At 33.0% G+C, this 18,076-nt stretch carries 15 protein-coding genes; 7 read left to right on the top strand and 8 right to left on the bottom strand.

Features of this window, described 5'->3' with window-relative positions:
- Positions 1–33 precede the first annotated feature (33 nt).
- From Q0616_RS08385 to Q0616_RS08375, 3 genes are all read right to left on the bottom strand, one after another.
- Positions 34–285, bottom strand: coding sequence for a hypothetical protein (locus Q0616_RS08385; protein ID WP_171621659.1), 252 nt, complete (start codon positions 283–285; stop codon positions 34–36).
- Positions 266–583 carry a thioredoxin family protein gene (locus Q0616_RS08380; protein WP_135836238.1) on the bottom strand — a complete coding sequence of 106 codons (318 nt, stop codon included), beginning with the start codon at positions 581–583 and terminating at the stop codon, positions 266–268. Before Q0616_RS08380 ends, Q0616_RS08385 begins: the two co-directional genes overlap by 20 nt.
- A 159-nt stretch (positions 584–742) precedes the next feature.
- Positions 743–1,369 carry a peroxiredoxin gene (locus Q0616_RS08375; protein WP_038336698.1) on the bottom strand — a complete coding sequence of 209 codons (627 nt, stop codon included), beginning with the start codon at positions 1,367–1,369 and terminating at the stop codon, positions 743–745.
- 340 nt (positions 1,370–1,709) lie between these two features.
- Here Q0616_RS08375 and Q0616_RS08370 point away from each other — a divergent pair, with 340 nt between their 5' ends.
- Positions 1,710–2,426, top strand: a complete 717-nt coding sequence (locus Q0616_RS08370; RefSeq protein WP_298776432.1) for a GLPGLI family protein — start codon at positions 1,710–1,712, stop codon at positions 2,424–2,426.
- A gap of 28 nt (positions 2,427–2,454) precedes the next feature.
- On the opposite strand, the gene Q0616_RS08365 is transcribed toward Q0616_RS08370, so the two are convergent.
- Positions 2,455–2,796 carry a hypothetical protein gene (locus Q0616_RS08365; protein ID WP_171621661.1) on the bottom strand — a complete coding sequence of 114 codons (342 nt, stop codon included), beginning with the start codon at positions 2,794–2,796 and terminating at the stop codon, positions 2,455–2,457.
- Entirely contained in the window at positions 2,777–4,924 is a 2,148-nt protein-coding gene (locus Q0616_RS08360; protein WP_298776431.1) for a DNA mismatch repair protein MutS, read from the bottom strand. Before Q0616_RS08360 ends, Q0616_RS08365 begins: the two co-directional genes overlap by 20 nt.
- Positions 4,925–4,970: 46 nt before the next feature.
- On the opposite strand from Q0616_RS08360, the gene Q0616_RS08355 reads away from it, so the two are divergent.
- Positions 4,971–5,642: a uracil-DNA glycosylase gene (locus tag Q0616_RS08355; protein WP_171621663.1), complete on the top strand. Its 672-nt coding sequence runs from the start codon at positions 4,971–4,973 to the stop codon at positions 5,640–5,642.
- A gap of 4 nt (positions 5,643–5,646) precedes the next feature.
- Here Q0616_RS08355 and Q0616_RS08350 read toward each other — a convergent pair whose 3' ends face one another.
- On the bottom strand, positions 5,647–6,549 hold the full coding sequence (locus Q0616_RS08350) for a hypothetical protein (protein WP_171621664.1): 903 nt from the start codon (positions 6,547–6,549) through the stop codon (positions 5,647–5,649).
- A gap of 178 nt (positions 6,550–6,727) precedes the next feature.
- Between Q0616_RS08350 and Q0616_RS08345 the strand changes: the two genes are divergently transcribed.
- Positions 6,728–10,189: a methylmalonyl-CoA mutase family protein gene (locus tag Q0616_RS08345; protein WP_298776426.1), complete on the top strand. Its 3,462-nt coding sequence runs from the start codon at positions 6,728–6,730 to the stop codon at positions 10,187–10,189.
- A gap of 213 nt (positions 10,190–10,402) precedes the next feature.
- Here the strand turns inward: Q0616_RS08345 and Q0616_RS08340 are convergent, their stop codons facing one another.
- Positions 10,403–12,079: a PNGase F N-terminal domain-containing protein gene (locus tag Q0616_RS08340; RefSeq protein ID WP_260543431.1), complete on the bottom strand. Its 1,677-nt coding sequence runs from the start codon at positions 12,077–12,079 to the stop codon at positions 10,403–10,405.
- Between the two features lie 72 nt (positions 12,080–12,151).
- A complete protein-coding gene (locus tag Q0616_RS08335) occupies positions 12,152–13,318 on the bottom strand; it encodes an acyl-CoA dehydrogenase family protein (protein WP_260543430.1) in 1,167 nt (388 codons plus the stop codon).
- A 141-nt stretch (positions 13,319–13,459) separates the two neighbouring features.
- Between Q0616_RS08335 and Q0616_RS08330 the strand changes: the two genes are divergently transcribed.
- The 4 genes from Q0616_RS08330 (at position 13,460) to Q0616_RS08315 (ending at position 18,025) form a co-directional block, all read left to right on the top strand.
- On the top strand, positions 13,460–14,989 hold the full coding sequence (locus Q0616_RS08330) for an aldehyde dehydrogenase family protein (RefSeq protein WP_298776422.1): 1,530 nt from the start codon (positions 13,460–13,462) through the stop codon (positions 14,987–14,989).
- 11 nt (positions 14,990–15,000) lie between these two features.
- Positions 15,001–16,290, top strand: coding sequence for an L-lysine 6-transaminase (gene lat / locus Q0616_RS08325; RefSeq protein ID WP_286483666.1), 1,290 nt, complete (start codon positions 15,001–15,003; stop codon positions 16,288–16,290).
- Between the two features lie 60 nt (positions 16,291–16,350).
- A complete protein-coding gene (locus tag Q0616_RS08320) occupies positions 16,351–17,130 on the top strand; it encodes a Cof-type HAD-IIB family hydrolase (RefSeq protein ID WP_260543427.1) in 780 nt (259 codons plus the stop codon).
- Between the two features lie 142 nt (positions 17,131–17,272).
- Positions 17,273–18,025, top strand: a complete 753-nt coding sequence (locus Q0616_RS08315) for a GLPGLI family protein (RefSeq protein WP_260543426.1) — start codon at positions 17,273–17,275, stop codon at positions 18,023–18,025.
- Positions 18,026–18,076: the final 51 nt, after the last annotated feature.

Genomic DNA, 18,076 nt, shown 5'->3' with positions numbered 1-18,076 from the left:
GAAATCCTTTTTTTATATAAAGTGTGTAATATCTTATTTATCGATAGAACCCATCACACGTTGCATGAAAGTATTGGCAGCAGTACGCTCGTCCATTCCTTCTTCTTCCATCATTTGTTTCATTTCCATTGCTCCACAAATGTTAGAAATCATTTCACCGATTACTTCTTGCTCTGGCTCTTTAACCGCTGGAGAATCAGCATAAACTTCTAAAACTTCTAAAGCCGTTTCCATTGCTTCAATCGAAACGTTTTTTGCTAAATTTTTAAATACCGGCAGCTTCATTGATCAATTCTTTTACAGCATCAATTTTAGATGCAGTTACTTGTCCTACATTAACTCCTCCTTTGAAAACAGCGAAAGTTGGTAAATTTGGAACTTCAGCCAATTTTCTTGATTCTACTAATTTCTCAGCATCAACATATAAAAATTCTGCTTGACCTTCGTATTCAGCAGCTAATTTTTTGAATTTTGGTTTTACCAAACGGCAGTTTCCGCACCATCCAGCACCATATTGTACAATTACGATATTGTTATCAGCAACTACTTGTGCTAAGTTATCTTGTTCTAATTCTGCAAACATTTTTTTAATTTTTAAAGTGTTAAAAATTGGATATAAAAAAGGCTGTCTAAGGTATTAACTTAGTGATTTTACATTGAAAATAAATCAGTTAAAAATCTTCTGTCAAAATTTAGACAGCCTCTCCGTGAATTTTGGAATTCTAAGATTCCAAGTTATTTTTTAGTGAGAAGCTAAGTAAGAAGCTACACCATCTTTAGTAGCGTTCATAGCATCTTTTCCTTCTTCCCAGTTAGCTGGACAAACTTCACCGTATTTCTCAACGTGTAAAATTGCGTCTAATAAACGTACATACTCATCGATGTTACGACCTAATGGTAAATCGTTGATTGTTTCGTGACGAACAACTCCATTTTTGTCGATGATGAAAGTACCACGGTAAGCAACTGGAGCTCCTTCAAATTTTAATGAATCGTTTTCTTCGTTGTACACGTACTCACCTGCTAATACACCATAGTCCATAGCAATAGTTTTAGCTAAATCTGCAACGATTGGGTAAGTAACACCTTCGATACCTCCGTTATCTTTAGCAGTGTTTAACCATGCTAAGTGAGTTTCTTCTGAATCACAAGAAGCAGCGATTACAACAGCATCTCTTTTTTCGAATTCAGCTAATTTAGCTTGGAAAGCGTGTAATTCTGTTGGACAAACAAATGTGAAGTCTTTTGGGTAGAAAAATAAAACGATATTTTTCTCTCCGATTGGCATTGAAAAGTTTTCTACGATTTCGTCTCCATCAATTACTGCTGGCGCTGTAAATAAAGGCGCTTTTTTTCCTACTAATGACATAATTTTAGTTTTTATATTTTGTTTAATAATTCTTAATTTGATAAAACTAATTAAAGTTTTTATCTCTTTTACTGATGCAAATTTAGGCCGATAATCTCAATAGTCAATAGATTTTTAATTTCAATTATAGATTAAACTATAAATATTATTTATAACATATAATTAATAAAAATCATTAAATCAAATTCTACTAAACTCCTAATGAAATCAAGCGTTCATCTTATCTTTACGCTAATTTACGGAGATTTTTTACCTTAAAGAATGATATTCCTTATGTTGAAGATTATTTAAAATGATTTAAATTTTATTTCTATATTAGTAGAGCTGAAATGATACAAAAATGCTAAAATATTTATTTATTCTTCTGCCAATAATTGGAGTTTCGCAAGATGCCATTCGTGTAGAATACGAAGTAAAACAAGAATTTATCAATACCTCGAATGATACAAAAGCTCTCTCATCTGATATATTTATTAATTCAAATAATAAAAGATACTTTTATGAATTAATTGTCAATAAATCAGTTTCGAATTATAAACGAATAGATCGTATAGATAATACACAAACAAAAGGTATTTCTATTGGTTTGACAGAAGCAGGATCTAACATTTATAAGAATTTTGACACAGATAATTTGTATGAACAAACTAAAATAAATCCTAAAATACTTGTGAAAGATTCCATCCAAACTTTCCCTTGGATATTGAGTAAAGAAGAGTCTAAAATTTTAGGCTATAACGTAAGAAAAGCAACTTATATAAATCCAACGCAAATAGTAGAAGCGTGGTACGCGCCAGATTTACCTTTTCGCGATGGTCCTTCTCGTTTTAACGGATTATCTGGATTAATATTAAAAATTAAATTTAAAGCAAATTTCCCTTTGGTTGATGCAGATACATATATAACGATTTCAGCAATAGACATAAAACCATATACTGGTAAAATAGAGTTACCTAAAAATACTAAAGTGATGGAAAAAGAAGTTTCTCAGGAAAAAGCCAAAAAACTTTATGAAAAACAGAAAGAATTACGTTCGCAAGGTGTAGAAAAAGATTAAAAGAATGAGGACTTCAATTTAGAAGTCCTTATTTATATTGCATAAAACAAACATCAATTATTTCATCTGCAAAATTACAATTACTTATTTCTATCGGAATAGTATTAATCCCTTCTTGAATTGTATATATAGCCGAATGTTTCGAATAAATTTTTGAAGCATTTTTAAATTTAAATTGAAAAATACCTTTCTCATTCATCATTCCTCTATTGTTGATAGTGACGGTATACTTGCAATTATTCAAGGTTTTGTTCCAATCTGTTACATCAACTGTAAAAGAACAAGAATAATGTTTGCTGTCATCTTCTTGCCATAAACAAGACTGAAAACTTAATAATAAAATGAAAAAACTAAATTTTATATACTTCATTGACATTGATTTGAGTTGTAAATAAGCCGTAATTTACAAAAACGGTATCTTTTTTCAATTTATCTATCGTTCCAACACTCGATGAACCATGAATTTTGACACGATCACCAACTTTCAATGCCTCAATTTTTTTCTTCGTTTCAGCTTTTTCTTTCTGTTCAATGACTTGTTTTTGTTGAGAAATTGTTTCTGAATTTTCTTTTAATTCTCGCTTAACTTCTTTCTCTACAATTTTTTCGATTTTCTTTAACTGTTGAACTTCTTTCGTCTTTTTCGAATTTTCCATTTCAATCAACTTCAAGAAATTGGCAATCATTTGTTTTTTATTCTTCGTTTTTAAGTAAGAATCAGCCATGTCCGAAATACGTTCACCCAATTTCAAACGTTTTTGTTCACGATCATATAATTGTTGGAAATCATATAATTTTTGCTGAATTTTTTCGTTTGTTAGTTCTAATTTTTCGTTATGTTCAATATTCGTTTCGCGTAACTCTTCAACATGATCTTTCGTTTTTTGAATTTCAAATTTTTCTTGTTGAAGTTTTAAAATAGTTTTATCTAAACTTACTTTTTCACTTTCAACTTTTTTCTTCGCACGATTAATCAAACGGTAAGGAATTTTATTTTTCTCTGCTACTTCAAATGTAAACGAACTTCCAGCTTGCCCAATTTCTAAACGATAAAGTGGTTCGAGCGTTTTTTTATCAAACAACATACAAGCATTTATCGCTTCTGGTAAGCTTTCAGCACTCAATTTGATATTGGTGTAATGCGTTGTAAAAACGCCAAAAGAATTTCGTTCATAAAACTCTTCAAAGAATACTTCTGCTAATGCACCACCTAATTCAGGGTCAGAGCCCGTACCAAATTCATCAACCAATAATAATGTTTTGTCATCTGCATTTTTCAAAAAATACGACATTTGTTTTAGACGATAACTGTAGGTTGATAAATGATTTTCAATCGACTGATTATCCCCAATATCGGTAAAAATTTGATCAAAAAATCCAAATTGACTTTCTTCTTTTACAGGAACTAAAACTCCACTTTGAATCATCAATTGCAATAAACCAATTGTTTTTAATGTGATGGATTTTCCCCCTGCATTTGGTCCAGAAATAATAATGATTCGGCAATCTTCGTTTATTTCTAAACTTTGTGGAATTGTTTTTTGTGTTTTTCTTTTATTGTTTAAATACAAAACCGGATGAAACGCATCCACTAATTTAATGATTCTCTTTTCTGAAATTTCGGGTAAAATACCATTGATTAAATACGCATAATTTGCTTTAGCTTGTGTAAAATCAATGTATTCCAAAAACGTTTGATATTCTTCAAGATGAGGTTTGTATTCCGCAATTTGAGCAGTTAAATCCAATAAAATTTGAATAATCAAATGTTTTTCTTCTTCTTTCAATTCTTCCCATTCACGACGAGGATTTAGAACACTTTCTGGCTCAATAAATGTAATTGATCCTGTTTTTGATGTTCCTAAAAATTGACCTTTTACACGTTTTCTTAACGCAGATTTTACAGCTAAAACTCGACGATTTCCAATAACAGATTCGCGAATATCATCCAAATAATCAGAATGATAACTCATCGATTTGTTAAATAATTCGGTAATACGACCATTTAAATGACGAAGTCTATCACGTACAATTTTTAAAGCTGGACTTGCATCATCTTTTATTTCTCCAAATTTATTGAATACTTGATCAATTAATTTTATGATATTTTTTTCGTAGTTAATCGTCGAAGCTTTCTCGAATAAAACAGGTGTGTACTCATGAAAAAGCGTCAAATATTTCAAGATTTCTTTTACTTGAAGTGTATTGGCCTTGATTTTGAAAAATTCTTCGGCTGGCAAATAATAATTTTCGATTTCTAATCGACTCAGATTTTCATCTAAAATATAATATTCTGAAAAGGGAAAACGATTTCCCGTTTCAAATGTTTTCAAATATTCATTTGTCGTCTGAAGGTCCTGCACCAAAATTTGGTGATCTTCATAAGGTTTTAATTGATGAATAAATTCTTCAACCTTTTCTGTATAAGCAAATTCTGCGATTTCTTTTTGTACCGCATTAAATTCTAAATCCTTTAAAGTTTGTTCTGATATTTGCATTGATACAAATTTACGCATAATTTTGTTTCCGTAATAAAAGTGAAAAATGGATGTGAAGATTGATGCGACTTGGAAAGAAGTATTGAAGGATGAATTTGAGAAAGATTATTTTATAAAATTGATTGATTTTGTTAGAGATGAATACCAAACAAAAACAATTTACCCTCCAGCATCCAAAATATTTTCTGCTTTTGATAATACATCATTTGAGAATGTTAAAGTCGTTTTAATTGGGCAAGATCCCTATCATGGGGAAGGACAGGCGAATGGATTGTCTTTTTCTGTTGCAGATGGAATTAAATTACCTCCAAGCTTACGCAATATTTACAAAGAATTAAAGAATGATTTGGAGATTGAAATTTCTACTTCAGGTAATTTAGAACCTTGGGCAAAACAAGGTGTTCTTTTATTGAATGCAACATTAACCGTTGAAGCATCTAATCCTGGATCACATCAAAAGAAAGGTTGGGAAAAGTTTACAGATGCTGTGATACAACAGCTTTCAGATAAAAAAGACAACGTAGTGTTTATATTATGGGGAGCCTATGCACAAAAAAAAGGTGCAAAAATAGATCGTTTTAAACATTTTGTGATCGAATCTGCACATCCGTCTCCATTAGGAGCTTACAGAGGATTTTGGGGAAGTAAACCTTTTTCTAAAACCAATTCATTTTTAGAAGCTAAAAATATTCAGCCAATTGATTGGAAAATAAAATAGCCAATTACATCATCATAATTTTTTTTAGATATGCATTAAACATCTGAGGAGAATTGATATTAATATATGGGATTTTATCTGTTATTTTCTCTTTTAAAGGTTTATAGCTTGTTAAAAAAATAGTGATTGTAGGATATTTTTTTTTGATAGTGATGATATAATCTGTTAGCGTATTTATATTATAATTTTCACTGATGTAAATAACGATATGGGTGATGTTTAGATGTTCCAAACATTCTATAATAGATTTTAAACTTTGATTTTCACCTAAATAAATTCCTTTTTCATTGTTTATTTTTAAAAATAAATAAGAATATAACAGTTCTAAATCATGAAATTCATCTTGTGGTAAAAACAACATCCATTTGCGATTATTCGTTTCTGTTTGATTTATTGATTTAATAAGATAAAAAAGATGTTTTCGAATTAAATTATTTGAAAATGAAATCAATGATTCTTGTATTGAATACTTTGCAAGTATTTCTGACATAAGACTCAAAAAAGGAAATACAATGTCGTTACAACAAATCCCAATGCCTAATTTTTTGAAGCAAATGGTTAAGACTGTATCAAAAAACTTCGCATCATACGAAAAACACGAACAAACCATTAGTTTAATTAATGGACGATAATTTTTATTATTTTGAAGATAAGTTTGTATCTCAAATTCACAAATAACTTGTAATTCGGAAATTGTCTTTAAACTCAATTTCTCAATCGTATTTTTTTTATTTGATTCATTAAGAAAAGAGATCAGCATTAATTTCTTTAAATTTTCGTGATCAAATAAAGTATTTTGATTAATTTTTTCTTCCGTAAAAAGCTTATACTTCTTATTCCATAATGTAATCATTTGTTCATTCAATTCAGAAAATTCAGAAAGGTTTTTCAAAGTATAAGTATTCATATAACTCAGTTTAGTGCTTTTAAAGTTAATGATATATTGCAATAAAATCAAAAGAAAATTTATGAACCTGTCAATGTTATTTGTTTATTTTACTTGATATGATAATTTATAGGTATATTTTTAGTTTAAAAATTATAGTATCTTAGCAAGAGTCATTAAAAATCAAAATCACAAATAAATGTCACAAATTACTCAAGAAGAAAAGAAAGAAAAGTTTGTACATCCTATACAAGAGGCTTATCATCCTAAAAACAAAGTGCGTATTGTAACTGCTGCTGCTTTGTTTGATGGGCACGATGCTGCTATTAATATCATGCGTCGTATTATCCAAGCAACAGGTTGCGAGGTTATACATTTAGGTCACGATAAATCTGTTGAAGATGTTGTAAATACAGCCATTCAAGAAGATGCAAATGCAATTGCTATGACATCATATCAGGGTGGTCATAACGAATATTTTAAGTATATGTACGATTTGCTTCAAGAAAGAGGAGCAGGTCATATCCGCATCGTTGGTGGTGGAGGTGGAGTTATCTTACCTTCAGAAATCAAGGAATTGATGGATTACGGAATTACACGTATCTATTCTCCAGATGATGGGCGCGAATTAGGTTTGCAAGGAATGATTAACGATATGGTTGAGAAATCTGATTTTCCTACAGCTGCTTTAGAGTTACCAAACGGAAAAGATGTATATCAATCGTTACAAGATAAAGACATCACAACGATTGCTCGTTTAATTTCGTTAGCAGAAAATCGCGAAGAGGACTTTTTAAAAGCCTTTGACTATGATAAAGTAGCAGATAAATCGGCACCAGTTTTAGGAATTACTGGAACAGGTGGAGCAGGGAAATCTTCTATGGTTGATGAATTAGTGCGTCGTTTTTTAATTGATTTTCCAGAGAAATCAATTGCGTTGGTTTCAGTTGATCCTTCAAAAAAGAAGACAGGTGGAGCGTTGTTAGGCGATCGTATTCGTATGAATTCAATTAACAACCCTCGTGTGTACATGCGTTCGTTAGCAACTCGTCAATCAAACTTAGCTTTGTCTAAATATGTAGAGGAAGCGATTCAGGTTTTGAAAGCGGCGCAATATGATTTGATTATTTTAGAAACTTCAGGAATTGGACAATCGGACACCGAAATTTTAGATCATTCGGATGCATCATTGTACATCATGACACCAGAATTTGGTGCTGCAACGCAGTTAGAAAAAATCGACATGCTAGATTTTGCTGACATTGTTGCGATCAATAAATTTGATAAACGTGGTGCTTTAGATGCGTTACGCGATGTGAAAAAACAATACCAACGCAATCATAATCTGTGGGATGTAAATCCTGATGAAATGCCAGTTTTTGGAACAATAGCCTCTCAATTTAACGATCCAGGAACGAATCAATTATACAAGTCTATTATTGATAAAGTGGTTGAAAAAACGGGAGCTGATTTGAAATCTACTTTTGAAATTACAAAGGAGATGTCAGAGAAAATCTTTGTGATTCCGCCTGCTCGTACTCGTTATTTATCTGAAATTGCTGAAAATAATAGAGGTTACGATGCAAAAGTAGTTTCTCAAAAAGAAGTTGCACAGAAGTTGTACGGTTTTTTCAAAACAATCGAAACGCTTTCTGGTAAAATGCCTACTGTCACTCCGCATGGAGTCGAAGTTACTGGGACAGACAACGCTGATTTAGTAAAAGTTCTTTTAGCAGAATTTGATAAATATAAAATGAACTTAGATCCTTTCAACTGGGAAGTTATTACAACTTGGGATGAAAAGGTAAATAAATATAAAAATCCGGTTTATACGTTTAAAGTTCGCGATAAAGAGATTAAAATTCAGACACATTCTGAGTCGTTATCGCACTTACAAATCCCTAAAATTGCGTTGCCAAAGTACGAAGCTTGGGGCGATATTTTACGTTGGGTTTTACAAGAAAACGTACCAGGAGAGTTTCCATTTACATCAGGATTGTATCCGTTTAAACGTGAAGGTGAAGATCCAACGCGTATGTTTGCTGGAGAAGGTGGACCAGAGCGTACTAATAGACGTTTTCATTATGTGTCGAAAGGAATGCCAGCGAAGCGTTTATCAACAGCTTTTGACTCGGTGACTTTATACGGAAACGATCCAGGGCATCGTCCTGATATTTACGGTAAGATTGGTAATGCAGGTGTTTCGATTTGTTGTTTAGATGATGCAAAAAAATTGTATTCTGGTTTCGATTTATCACATGCTATGACATCGGTTTCGATGACCATTAACGGTCCTGCACCTATGTTGTTAGGGTTCTTTATGAATGCGGCTATCGATCAAAACTGTGAAAAATACATCAAGGAAAATGGTTTAGAAGCAGAAACGGAAGCGAAAATTAAAGCTATTTACGAAGACAAAGGTTTAGAAAGACCACGTTACAATGGCGATTTACCAGAAGGGAACGATGGATTAGGATTGATGTTATTAGGTGTAACTGGAGATCAGGTTTTACCTGCAGAGGTGTATGCTGAAATTAAGAAAAATACGTTGGCGCAAGTTCGTGGAACGGTTCAGGCAGATATTTTAAAAGAAGATCAAGCACAAAATACATGTATCTTCAGTACTGAGTTTGCGTTGCGTTTGATGGGAGATGTTCAAGAGTATTTCATCAATCAAAATGTACGTAACTTCTATTCGGTTTCTATTTCGGGTTACCATATTGCAGAGGCAGGAGCGAATCCAATTACACAATTGGCGTTTACGTTGGCAAACGGTTTCACTTATGTGGAATATTATTTATCTCGCGGAATGGATATCAATGCGTTTGGACCAAACTTATCGTTTTTCTTCTCAAATGGTATCGATCCAGAATATTCAGTAATTGGTCGTGTGGCGCGTAAAATTTGGGCAAAAGCCTTGAAGAATAAATACGGAGCGAACGAAAGAGCGCAAATGTTGAAGTATCATATTCAAACATCTGGTCGTTCGTTACACGCACAAGAAATTGATTTCAACGATATTCGTACAACGTTGCAAGCATTATATGCGATTTACGACAACTGTAACTCGTTGCATACCAATGCGTACGATGAGGCGATTACAACGCCAACAGAAGAATCGGTACGTAGAGCAATGGCTATTCAGTTGATTATCAACAAAGAATTAGGTTTAGCGAAAAACGAAAATCCAATTCAAGGTTCGTTCATTATCGAAGAGTTAACCGACTTAGTGGAAGAAGCGGTTTTACAAGAGTTTGATCGTATTACAGAGCGTGGAGGTGTTTTAGGCGCGATGGAAACGATGTATCAACGTTCTAAAATACAAGAAGAATCGTTGTATTACGAAACGTTGAAACACAACGGAACGTTCCCAATTATTGGTGTAAACACGTTCTTAAGTTCTAAAGGTTCGCCAACAGTGGTTCCGGCAGAGGTTATTCGTGCAACAGAAGAGGAAAAACAATTCCAAATTAAAACGAAAGAACGCTTGCATCAATCGAAAGAAGAACAAGCAAAAGTATGGTTAGAGAAAGTACAACAAATCGCTATTCAGAACGGTAATATATTTGAAGCGTTGATGGATGTGACCAAAGTTTGTTCTCTTGGGCAGATTACAGATGCTTTATTCAAAGTAGGTGGTCAGTACAGAAGAAACATGTAGTTTTTAGTTAAATATCATAAATTTTATAGAATCAAAAGCCCTGTATTTACAGGGCTTTTGATGTTCATGTAAAAACCTGCGCAGGTTTTGGTAAACTTCTGCGCAGGTTTTGATAAACTCGTGCGCAGGTTTTGGTAAACTTCTTCGCAGGTTTTGGTAAACTTCTTCGCAGGTTTTTGGTAAAAGTAGCGCAGGTTTCAAATCACTATCAGTTTATTCTCCTAAAAGAACCCCCGAAACATTCCAATAACTAAACGCGTTTCCTTCTGGTTTTCCTTGAGGAATCTTAACCTGCAAGCTGTGTTTTCCCGCTTTTAAGTTCCCTAAATCTATAAAAAATGGGTTTGTAACTGTGCCTGGACACCAATTAGAACGGCTGTAATCAGAGGAAGATAACCCATTGTCAAAGTTTCCCGAAGCAGGATTGTAAGCACGATACGACCCACAATCTTGTCGCCAAGGAATGATATTGAACACATTTTGTCCATCAAGAAAAACACTATTTTCCTTTGGTACAAATTCGTCTCCGTTTTCCCAGCCACCATGTCCAGTCGTTGTAAAGCGTAATTTCGCATTGTTATAATCTTCTTTCAGCGTAAATTCAACTGTAAAACCATTCGGATTATCAAACAAAGAAGGGTATTCTTGACCTGCCATTTCCATGATGTTTGTTGTGTTGAAAATAGGTTGCACTTTTTTGTTTGGAAGAGTTGAAGAATTGGAAGGATGAACTGTGATATTGGCTGAAATTGTATGCCCACCTTGATCATAATTTCCGATAAAAAATCCAACTAAAACCTCTTGATTAGACAATAATCGTTGCAATTCTGTGATCTCTTGACGGTACTTTGCTTCTGTTTCCCATGATTGACCTTTCAGTTGTATGTGATTAAATTTATTAATGCCAAAAGGTGTAAAGAATCGCATCAATTCAATAGTTGGTGTATAATTTTCTGTCAAAAAATAACCTTGATACTTCTTGTTGTTTGGCGCAGTGTATACAGGCAATTGATTGATTCCTTTTTGCAAAGCATCCATAAACGTGATTTTAGAATCGCGCGGGATCAAAAAAACCGAACCTGTACGGTCATAAGCATCTCCATTTGATTGTTGTGTAACATTTAAGAAAATTTGACTTCCTTCTTTAATCAACGGAAGTTTTATTTTTCTGACCACAACAGTTCCATTGGCAAAGCGATAAATCGAATCGTTTGATAGGAAGTTATTGCTGAAATTTATCTGTTGATTGGTTAAAAGTGGAATGTCTACAAACTTACTTTTCCAGATAATATCTTTATAAGTTAAGATATCGACAGGTTCTTGTAGTAATTCTTTTGCAATATATTGGCTTGGAATAGGTTCTTTTTGACGTTCTATTTTCGATGCTCGAATGGTCATATTATTATTACGTGTAAACTCTAACACAAATCCCAAACTCATTCCCACTATTGTTGGCGCAGCATTGATGTCCATATTATCGACAAACCAAACATCGATAGTGTTTGAGTTGATAGAGGTTGTTGCTTTCTTACAACGCAAACCTAAAATACGTTTGGTTTCTTTTGTAATTGTAAAAACCGATTTATTTAGAGCAATTGAATCATTAGAGATAATGGAATGAACCGAATCAAATTGTGTCACCAATGAAATAACAGAAGGATTTGTTTTGGTGTAATAAACCATTTCATCAGGATAGTTTGTCGTGTGATGAAAGCTTTCTTGCTTACCAATAATGGTTTCTTTCGTATTAGCTAATACTTGTATTGGATTGCTTTCGATTACTTTTTTACCATTCGAAAATCGTTCATAGGTAATTTTGTAGGTTTCTTGTGCATTCAAAGCAATCGCTTGAATACAAAACATAATAAATAAAATTGATTTCGATTTCATGTGTGATAATTAAAAAAGGTTTACAAACGAATTGTAAACCTATAAAATTATCTATTAGTATGAAAAATATTCTTACACAAATGCATTAATTCCTGTGATATCTGCACCTGTAATCAATAAGTGAACATCGTGCGTTCCTTCGTACGTAATAACAGATTCTAAGTTTGCAGCATGTCGCATCATAGGGAAATCACCAACAATTCCCATTGCACCAATGATTTGACGAGACTCTCTTGCAATGTCCAAAGCCATTTTTACATTGTTACGCTTTGCCATAGAAATTTGTTCTGGCGTTGCTTTGTTTTCATTTTTCAATGTACCTAATCGCCAACATAACAACTGAGCTTTTGTAATTTCTGTAATAAATTCGGCTAATTTTTTTTGCTGTAATTGATAAGAAGCAATCGGTTTTCCAAATTGAGTTCTTTGTAATGAATAGTTTAAAGCAGATTCGTAACAATCAATTGCAGCGCCAATTACACCCCAAGATATTCCGTATCGAGCCGAGTTTAAACATGATAAAGGGCCACGTAAACTATTCACTTCTGGTAAAATATGACTTTCTTCGATTTTTACATTCTCAAAAACTAATTCACCTGTTTTAGAAGCTCTTAATGACCATTTGTTTAATGTTTCTGGTGTTGTAAAACCTGGCATTCCGCGTTCTACAATTACACCTCTTATTTTTCCTTCTTCATCTCTTGCCCAAACAACAGCAATATCACAAATTGGCGAATTTGTAATCCACATTTTTGCTCCATTTAACACATAATGATCTCCATTTTTTGTTAGACGAGTTTCCATTCCACCTGGATTAGAGCCGTGATTAGGTTCTGTTAATCCAAAACTTCCGATGAATTCTCCAGAAGCTAATTTTGGTAAATACTTGCGTTTTTGTTCTTCAGAACCAAATGCATAAATAGGATACATGACCAAAGAAGATTGCACAGATGCAGCAGATCGTACAGCGGAATCGCCACGTTCTAATTCTTGCATGATTAATCCATAGGACATTTGATCTAAACCAGCGCCTCCATATTCTTCTGGTATGTATGGACCTAATGCACCAATTGCACCTAATTTTTTCATTAAATCAGGGATATCTTTATGATGTTGTGCAGCATCATCTATAACAGGTTTTATTTCGTTGTCCACAAAATCTCGAACAGATTGACGAATTAATTTATGTTCTTCAGTTAACAAATCATCAATCTTAAAATAATCTGTAGTTAAATTCATTTTATGCGGTTTTATTTTATTAAATCTAAAGATTATTCAGTAAATTAAAAATTATTCTGAATAATATTTATTAAAAATTTTAGATTATGAAACTTTTGACTAATTTAGGTAAAAGTTAAAACCACAAAATAACACAAAAAAATGATAGAAAACGAATTAAAAGAATTGGGTATTTCTTCCGAAAATCTCGGAACATCGACAGGAAGTACTTGGTTTGGAAAAGGTGAAGAGCTTTCTTCTTACTCGCCAGTAGACGGAAAATTAATAGGAAAAGTAGCATCATCTACAAAAGATGATTACGAAGAAGTTATCACGAAAGCTCAAGCTGCTTTTAAAGAATGGCGAATGATTCCTGCTCCAAAAAGAGGGGAGATAGTTCGTCAGTTTGGGGATAAACTTCGTGAGAAAAAGGCTTCTTTGGGAAAATTGGTTTCGTATGAAATGGGGAAATCATATCAAGAAGGTTTAGGAGAAGTGCAGGAAATGATTGATATCTGTGATTTTGCTGTTGGGTTATCACGTCAATTGTATGGTTCGACTATTCATTCAGAACGACCATTGCATCGTATGTACGATCAATATCATCCACTTGGAATTGTTGGTGTGATTTCAGCTTTTAATTTCCCAGTAGCTGTTTGGGCTTGGAATACATGTTTGGCATTGGTTTGTGGAGACGTTGTCGTTTGGAAACCGAGCGAGAAAACACCTTTGTGTGCAGTTGCATGTCAACACATTTTAGCAGAAGTTTTAAAAAGTAATGATATTTCAGAAGGCGTTTCTTCTTTGGTGATGGGTGATAAAGCAATCGGTGAATTGATTGCAGCAGATCGTCGTGTAGCATTGGTTTCTGCAACAGGTTCTACGCGAATGGGAATTGAAGTGAACAAAGTGGTTGCTGCTCGTTTAGGTAAAACAATTTTAGAATTAGGTGGAAACAATGCGATTATTGTTACACCAGATGCTGACCTTAAGATTATGCTGACTTCGGCTGTATTTGGAGCTGTTGGTACGGCAGGACAACGTTGTACAACGACAAGGCGTCTAATTGTTCATGAGTCGATTTATGATAAAGTAAAAGAATCATTAGTAAATGCTTACAAACAAATTAAAATTGGAAATCCTTTGGATACATCGAATCATGTTGGACCATTAATTGATCAACAAGCTGTAGAGATGTATTCGAAAGCAATAGAAAAAATCAACCAAGAAGGTGGGAAAATCATCGTTGAAGGAGGAGTTTTAGAAGGAAATGGTTTTGAGAGCGGTTGTTATGTGAAACCCGTTATTGCTGAGGTAGAAAATCATTTTGAAATTGTTCAACATGAAACTTTTGCACCGATTTTATACTTAATCAAATATTCGGGAGATGTGTTAAATGCAATCGAAATTCAGAATAATGTGGCACAAGGTTTATCATCTTCGATTATGACAAATAATCTTCGTGAAGCTGAATTGTTTTTAAGTCAAAAAGGTTCTGATTGTGGAATTGCAAATGTTAATATCGGTACGTCTGGTGCCGAAATTGGAGGTGCTTTCGGTGGTGAGAAGGAAACAGGCGGTGGCCGCGAGTCTGGATCAGATGCATGGAAAGCGTATATGCGACGACAAACGAATACCATTAATTATTCGACAGAAGTGCCGTTAGCGCAAGGAATTAAGTTTGACTTTTAAATTAAAAAAAAATGAGTACAGTACACGAAAGATTAGCAAAACATATATTAGCAGACGGATATCCAATTGTAATGGACATGGACAAATCGCATGGTTCTTATGTGGTGGATGAAAATGGAGTAGAATATTTGGATTTATTTTCGATGTTTGCTTCGACTGCAATTGGATATAATCACCCGCATTTAATGGCTAAAATTGATTTTTTAGGACGAAATGCAGTCAACAAACCTGCAATGTCAGATATTTATACAAAAGATTATGCCGATTTAATTGATACGTTTGAGCGTGTTGCAATGCCGAAAGAATTACAGTATCTATTCTTTATTTCGGGAGGAACTTTGGCAGTTGAAAATGCATTAAAAACTGCTTTTGATTGGAAAACAAGACTTAACTTTTCGAAAGGAATAGAGAAGGAGGCAGGTGAAGTAATTCATTTCAAGCAAGCTTTTCATGGGCGTTCAGGTTATACTTTATCCTTAACAAATACCAAAGATCCTCGTAAATATGAGTACTTTCCGAAGTTTGATTGGCCAAGAATTGAGAATCCAAAACGTATTTACCCAGTTACAGAAGATAATCTTGGTAAAGTTGTTGAGTCAGAAAATAGAGCGATAGCGCAGATAGAAACAGCTTTGGAACAACGCAAAAATAAAATTGCGTGTATTATCATAGAACCTATTCAAGGTGAAGGAGGAGATAATTATTTCAGAAAAGAATTCTTTCAAAAATTAAGAGCAATCTGTGATAGAGAAGAGATTTTATTGATTTTTGACGAAGTCCAAACAGGGATGGGAATGACAGGTAAAATGTGGGCTTTTCAGCATTATGATGTAGTTCCAGATGTTATCTCGTTTGGTAAGAAAACACAAGTTTGTGGAATATTAGCCAACAAAGAAAAGTTGGATCAAATTCCAAATAATGTTTTTAAAGAATCAAGTCGTATCAATTCAACTTTTGGAGGGAATTACATTGATATGTTGCGTTTTAAGTTAATTTTAGAAGTGATAGAACAAGAAAAATTAGTAGAAAATGCAGCAGAAAAAGGAAAATATATTTTATCGAAGTTGAATGAGATTGCAAAAGAAACGAAGAAAATCCATTCGGTTCGAGGATTAGGATTATTTATCGCATTTGATTTTAATTCGGACTTAGATCGTTCAGCGTTTATTAAAACATGTTTCGAAAATCATCTGATTATTCTCCCTTGTGGAGAAAACTCGGTGCGAATGCGTCCACATCTCAATATTTCTGAAGAAGACACCAATAAAGCAATAGAAATTATTAAATTAGCATTAAAATAAACTACAAAAGCAACCAATTAAAGGTTGCTTTTTTAAATTTGTATGAGATAAAACTAAATTATGATAGACTCTTTTTTCTTCGATTTTGATGGGACTTTGCAAGGTTTTGAAAACCATGAAATAAGTGATTCTACAATCGAAGCCTTAAAATTATTGAAACAGAAAAACAAAAAAATATACATTGCTACAGGACGAAATATGGCAGATATGCCGGATCATATTTTCACCTATGGTTTTGACGGTTATATCAATAACAATGGTGGAATGTGTTCGAATGAAAAACGTGAAACTTTTTTTGTAGATTATATCAATCCCAATGATATAGAGGCTTTGTTGAAATATGACGAAGAAAATCCTTTTTCCTTTTCATACATGACCAAAGATGCGTTCAGTATCAATCGTGTGAATGAAAATGTAGAAAAATCGTTTGCTTATTTTGGAATGGAAGTTCCTGAAGTTGTTGATCCGCGAACTTTACCAAAAGATAATATCATGCAAATGAACTTTTTTGTCGATGAAGAACAAGAAGCCTATTTGATGAATAATATTATGAAAAATAGTCTTAGTACACGTTGGATCGAATATTTTGCTGATATAAACCCGAAAGATATTAGTAAAATGCGTGGAATAGAGCGAATGGCTGAACGCGATAATTTAGATTTAACTAAAACAATGGCTTTTGGTGATGGTGGTAACGATATTAGTATGTTGAAAGGTTGTAAAATAGGCGTAGCAATGGGCGATGCGAAAGAGAATGTTCGTGAAGCGGCTGATTATTATACAACTTCTGCAGATAATCACGGAATATGGAATGCACTGAAACACTTTGAGATAATTTAAAACATATTTTAATTTATATAGAAAAAATCCAACTTCGGTTGGATTTTTTTCTTTTCACAATATTGTGTTAATTATATGTTCTATTATTGTAGAATTAAAAAATAAAAATTATTTTAGAGTATTAATTAAAAACTACAATATAATGAAACAATTATTACTAGCTGGATTTTTACTTTTTTCGAATTTTGGTTTTGGGCAAGAAAAGCTTATTGTCGATTATAAATATGATATAAAGCATGATGAAGAAAAAATAAAGGAGTTTGAAAGAGAGCAAGCACAAAAAGGAGGAGGTACAATAAAAATTGGAGGGTCTCCAAATATTTATTATCAATTAGAATATAGTGATCATCAGTCCGTTTACAAAAAAATAGAAACCATTAATAATGATCAAAATGGTAGCTCTATGGGGGCTTTTTCAATTAATATTGGAGGAGAATATAAAGCTTTGATTAATGAAACAAGTAAGAAAGAGTTTCGTCAAGAAGTCGTTTTAGATAAACAGAATTTTATTGTGGTTACGCCATATAAAGACTATGAATGGAAAATTACAGATATTGAAGATACGATTTTGGGTCACAAAGTAAAAAAAGCTATTGGTAATGATAAAGGCAAGCAAATAGCAGCTTGGTTTGCACCAGATATTAAGGTTGATGCAGGACCAAATCAAGTGAATGGATTGCCAGGTTTGATTCTAAAAACGGTAAGCGAAATGGGAAATAAATTTAGCTCAATTATGACCTATGAAGCTGATAAAATTAATTTGAAACCAAAGAAACTTTCAAAAGTAAAGCCTATAAATGGGAAAGAAATAAGTCAAGAAGAATTCAAAAAATTGCAAGATGAATCTCGTCAAAAAATGAGAGAATCTTTTTCGATCGGAGTAGATAAAAAATAATTTTACACACGAATAATTCTCCTGATATAATCAAAAGTATTTTTCTAATCT

It is taken from the genome of uncultured Empedobacter sp., assembly GCF_937930195.1.
In the GTDB taxonomy this organism is placed as follows: domain Bacteria; phylum Bacteroidota; class Bacteroidia; order Flavobacteriales; family Weeksellaceae; genus Empedobacter; species Empedobacter stercoris.
This window is presented reverse-complemented; position numbering and strand designations above follow the sequence as displayed.

Coding starts and splice junctions, on each gene's coding strand:
- lat (WP_286483666.1), top strand. CDS start 15,001: ATGAGTACAGTACACGAAAGATTAGCAAAACATATATTAGCAGACGGA.
- Q0616_RS08315 (WP_260543426.1), top strand. CDS start 17,273: ATGAAACAATTATTACTAGCTGGATTTTTACTTTTTTCGAATTTTGGT.
- Q0616_RS08345 (WP_298776426.1), top strand. CDS start 6,728: ATGTCACAAATTACTCAAGAAGAAAAGAAAGAAAAGTTTGTACATCCT.
- Q0616_RS08360 (WP_298776431.1), bottom strand. CDS start 4,924: ATGCAAATATCAGAACAAACTTTAAAGGATTTAGAATTTAATGCGGTA.
- Q0616_RS08355 (WP_171621663.1), top strand. CDS start 4,971: ATGGATGTGAAGATTGATGCGACTTGGAAAGAAGTATTGAAGGATGAA.
- Q0616_RS08330 (WP_298776422.1), top strand. CDS start 13,460: ATGATAGAAAACGAATTAAAAGAATTGGGTATTTCTTCCGAAAATCTC.
- Q0616_RS08340 (WP_260543431.1), bottom strand. CDS start 12,079: ATGAAATCGAAATCAATTTTATTTATTATGTTTTGTATTCAAGCGATT.
- Q0616_RS08385 (WP_171621659.1), bottom strand. CDS start 285: ATGAAGCTGCCGGTATTTAAAAATTTAGCAAAAAACGTTTCGATTGAA.
- Q0616_RS08370 (WP_298776432.1), top strand. CDS start 1,710: ATGCTAAAATATTTATTTATTCTTCTGCCAATAATTGGAGTTTCGCAA.
- Q0616_RS08335 (WP_260543430.1), bottom strand. CDS start 13,318: ATGAATTTAACTACAGATTATTTTAAGATTGATGATTTGTTAACTGAA.
- Q0616_RS08375 (WP_038336698.1), bottom strand. CDS start 1,369: ATGTCATTAGTAGGAAAAAAAGCGCCTTTATTTACAGCGCCAGCAGTA.
- Q0616_RS08365 (WP_171621661.1), bottom strand. CDS start 2,796: ATGAAGTATATAAAATTTAGTTTTTTCATTTTATTATTAAGTTTTCAG.
- Q0616_RS08350 (WP_171621664.1), bottom strand. CDS start 6,549: ATGAATACTTATACTTTGAAAAACCTTTCTGAATTTTCTGAATTGAAT.
- Q0616_RS08380 (WP_135836238.1), bottom strand. CDS start 583: ATGTTTGCAGAATTAGAACAAGATAACTTAGCACAAGTAGTTGCTGAT.
- Q0616_RS08320 (WP_260543427.1), top strand. CDS start 16,351: ATGATAGACTCTTTTTTCTTCGATTTTGATGGGACTTTGCAAGGTTTT.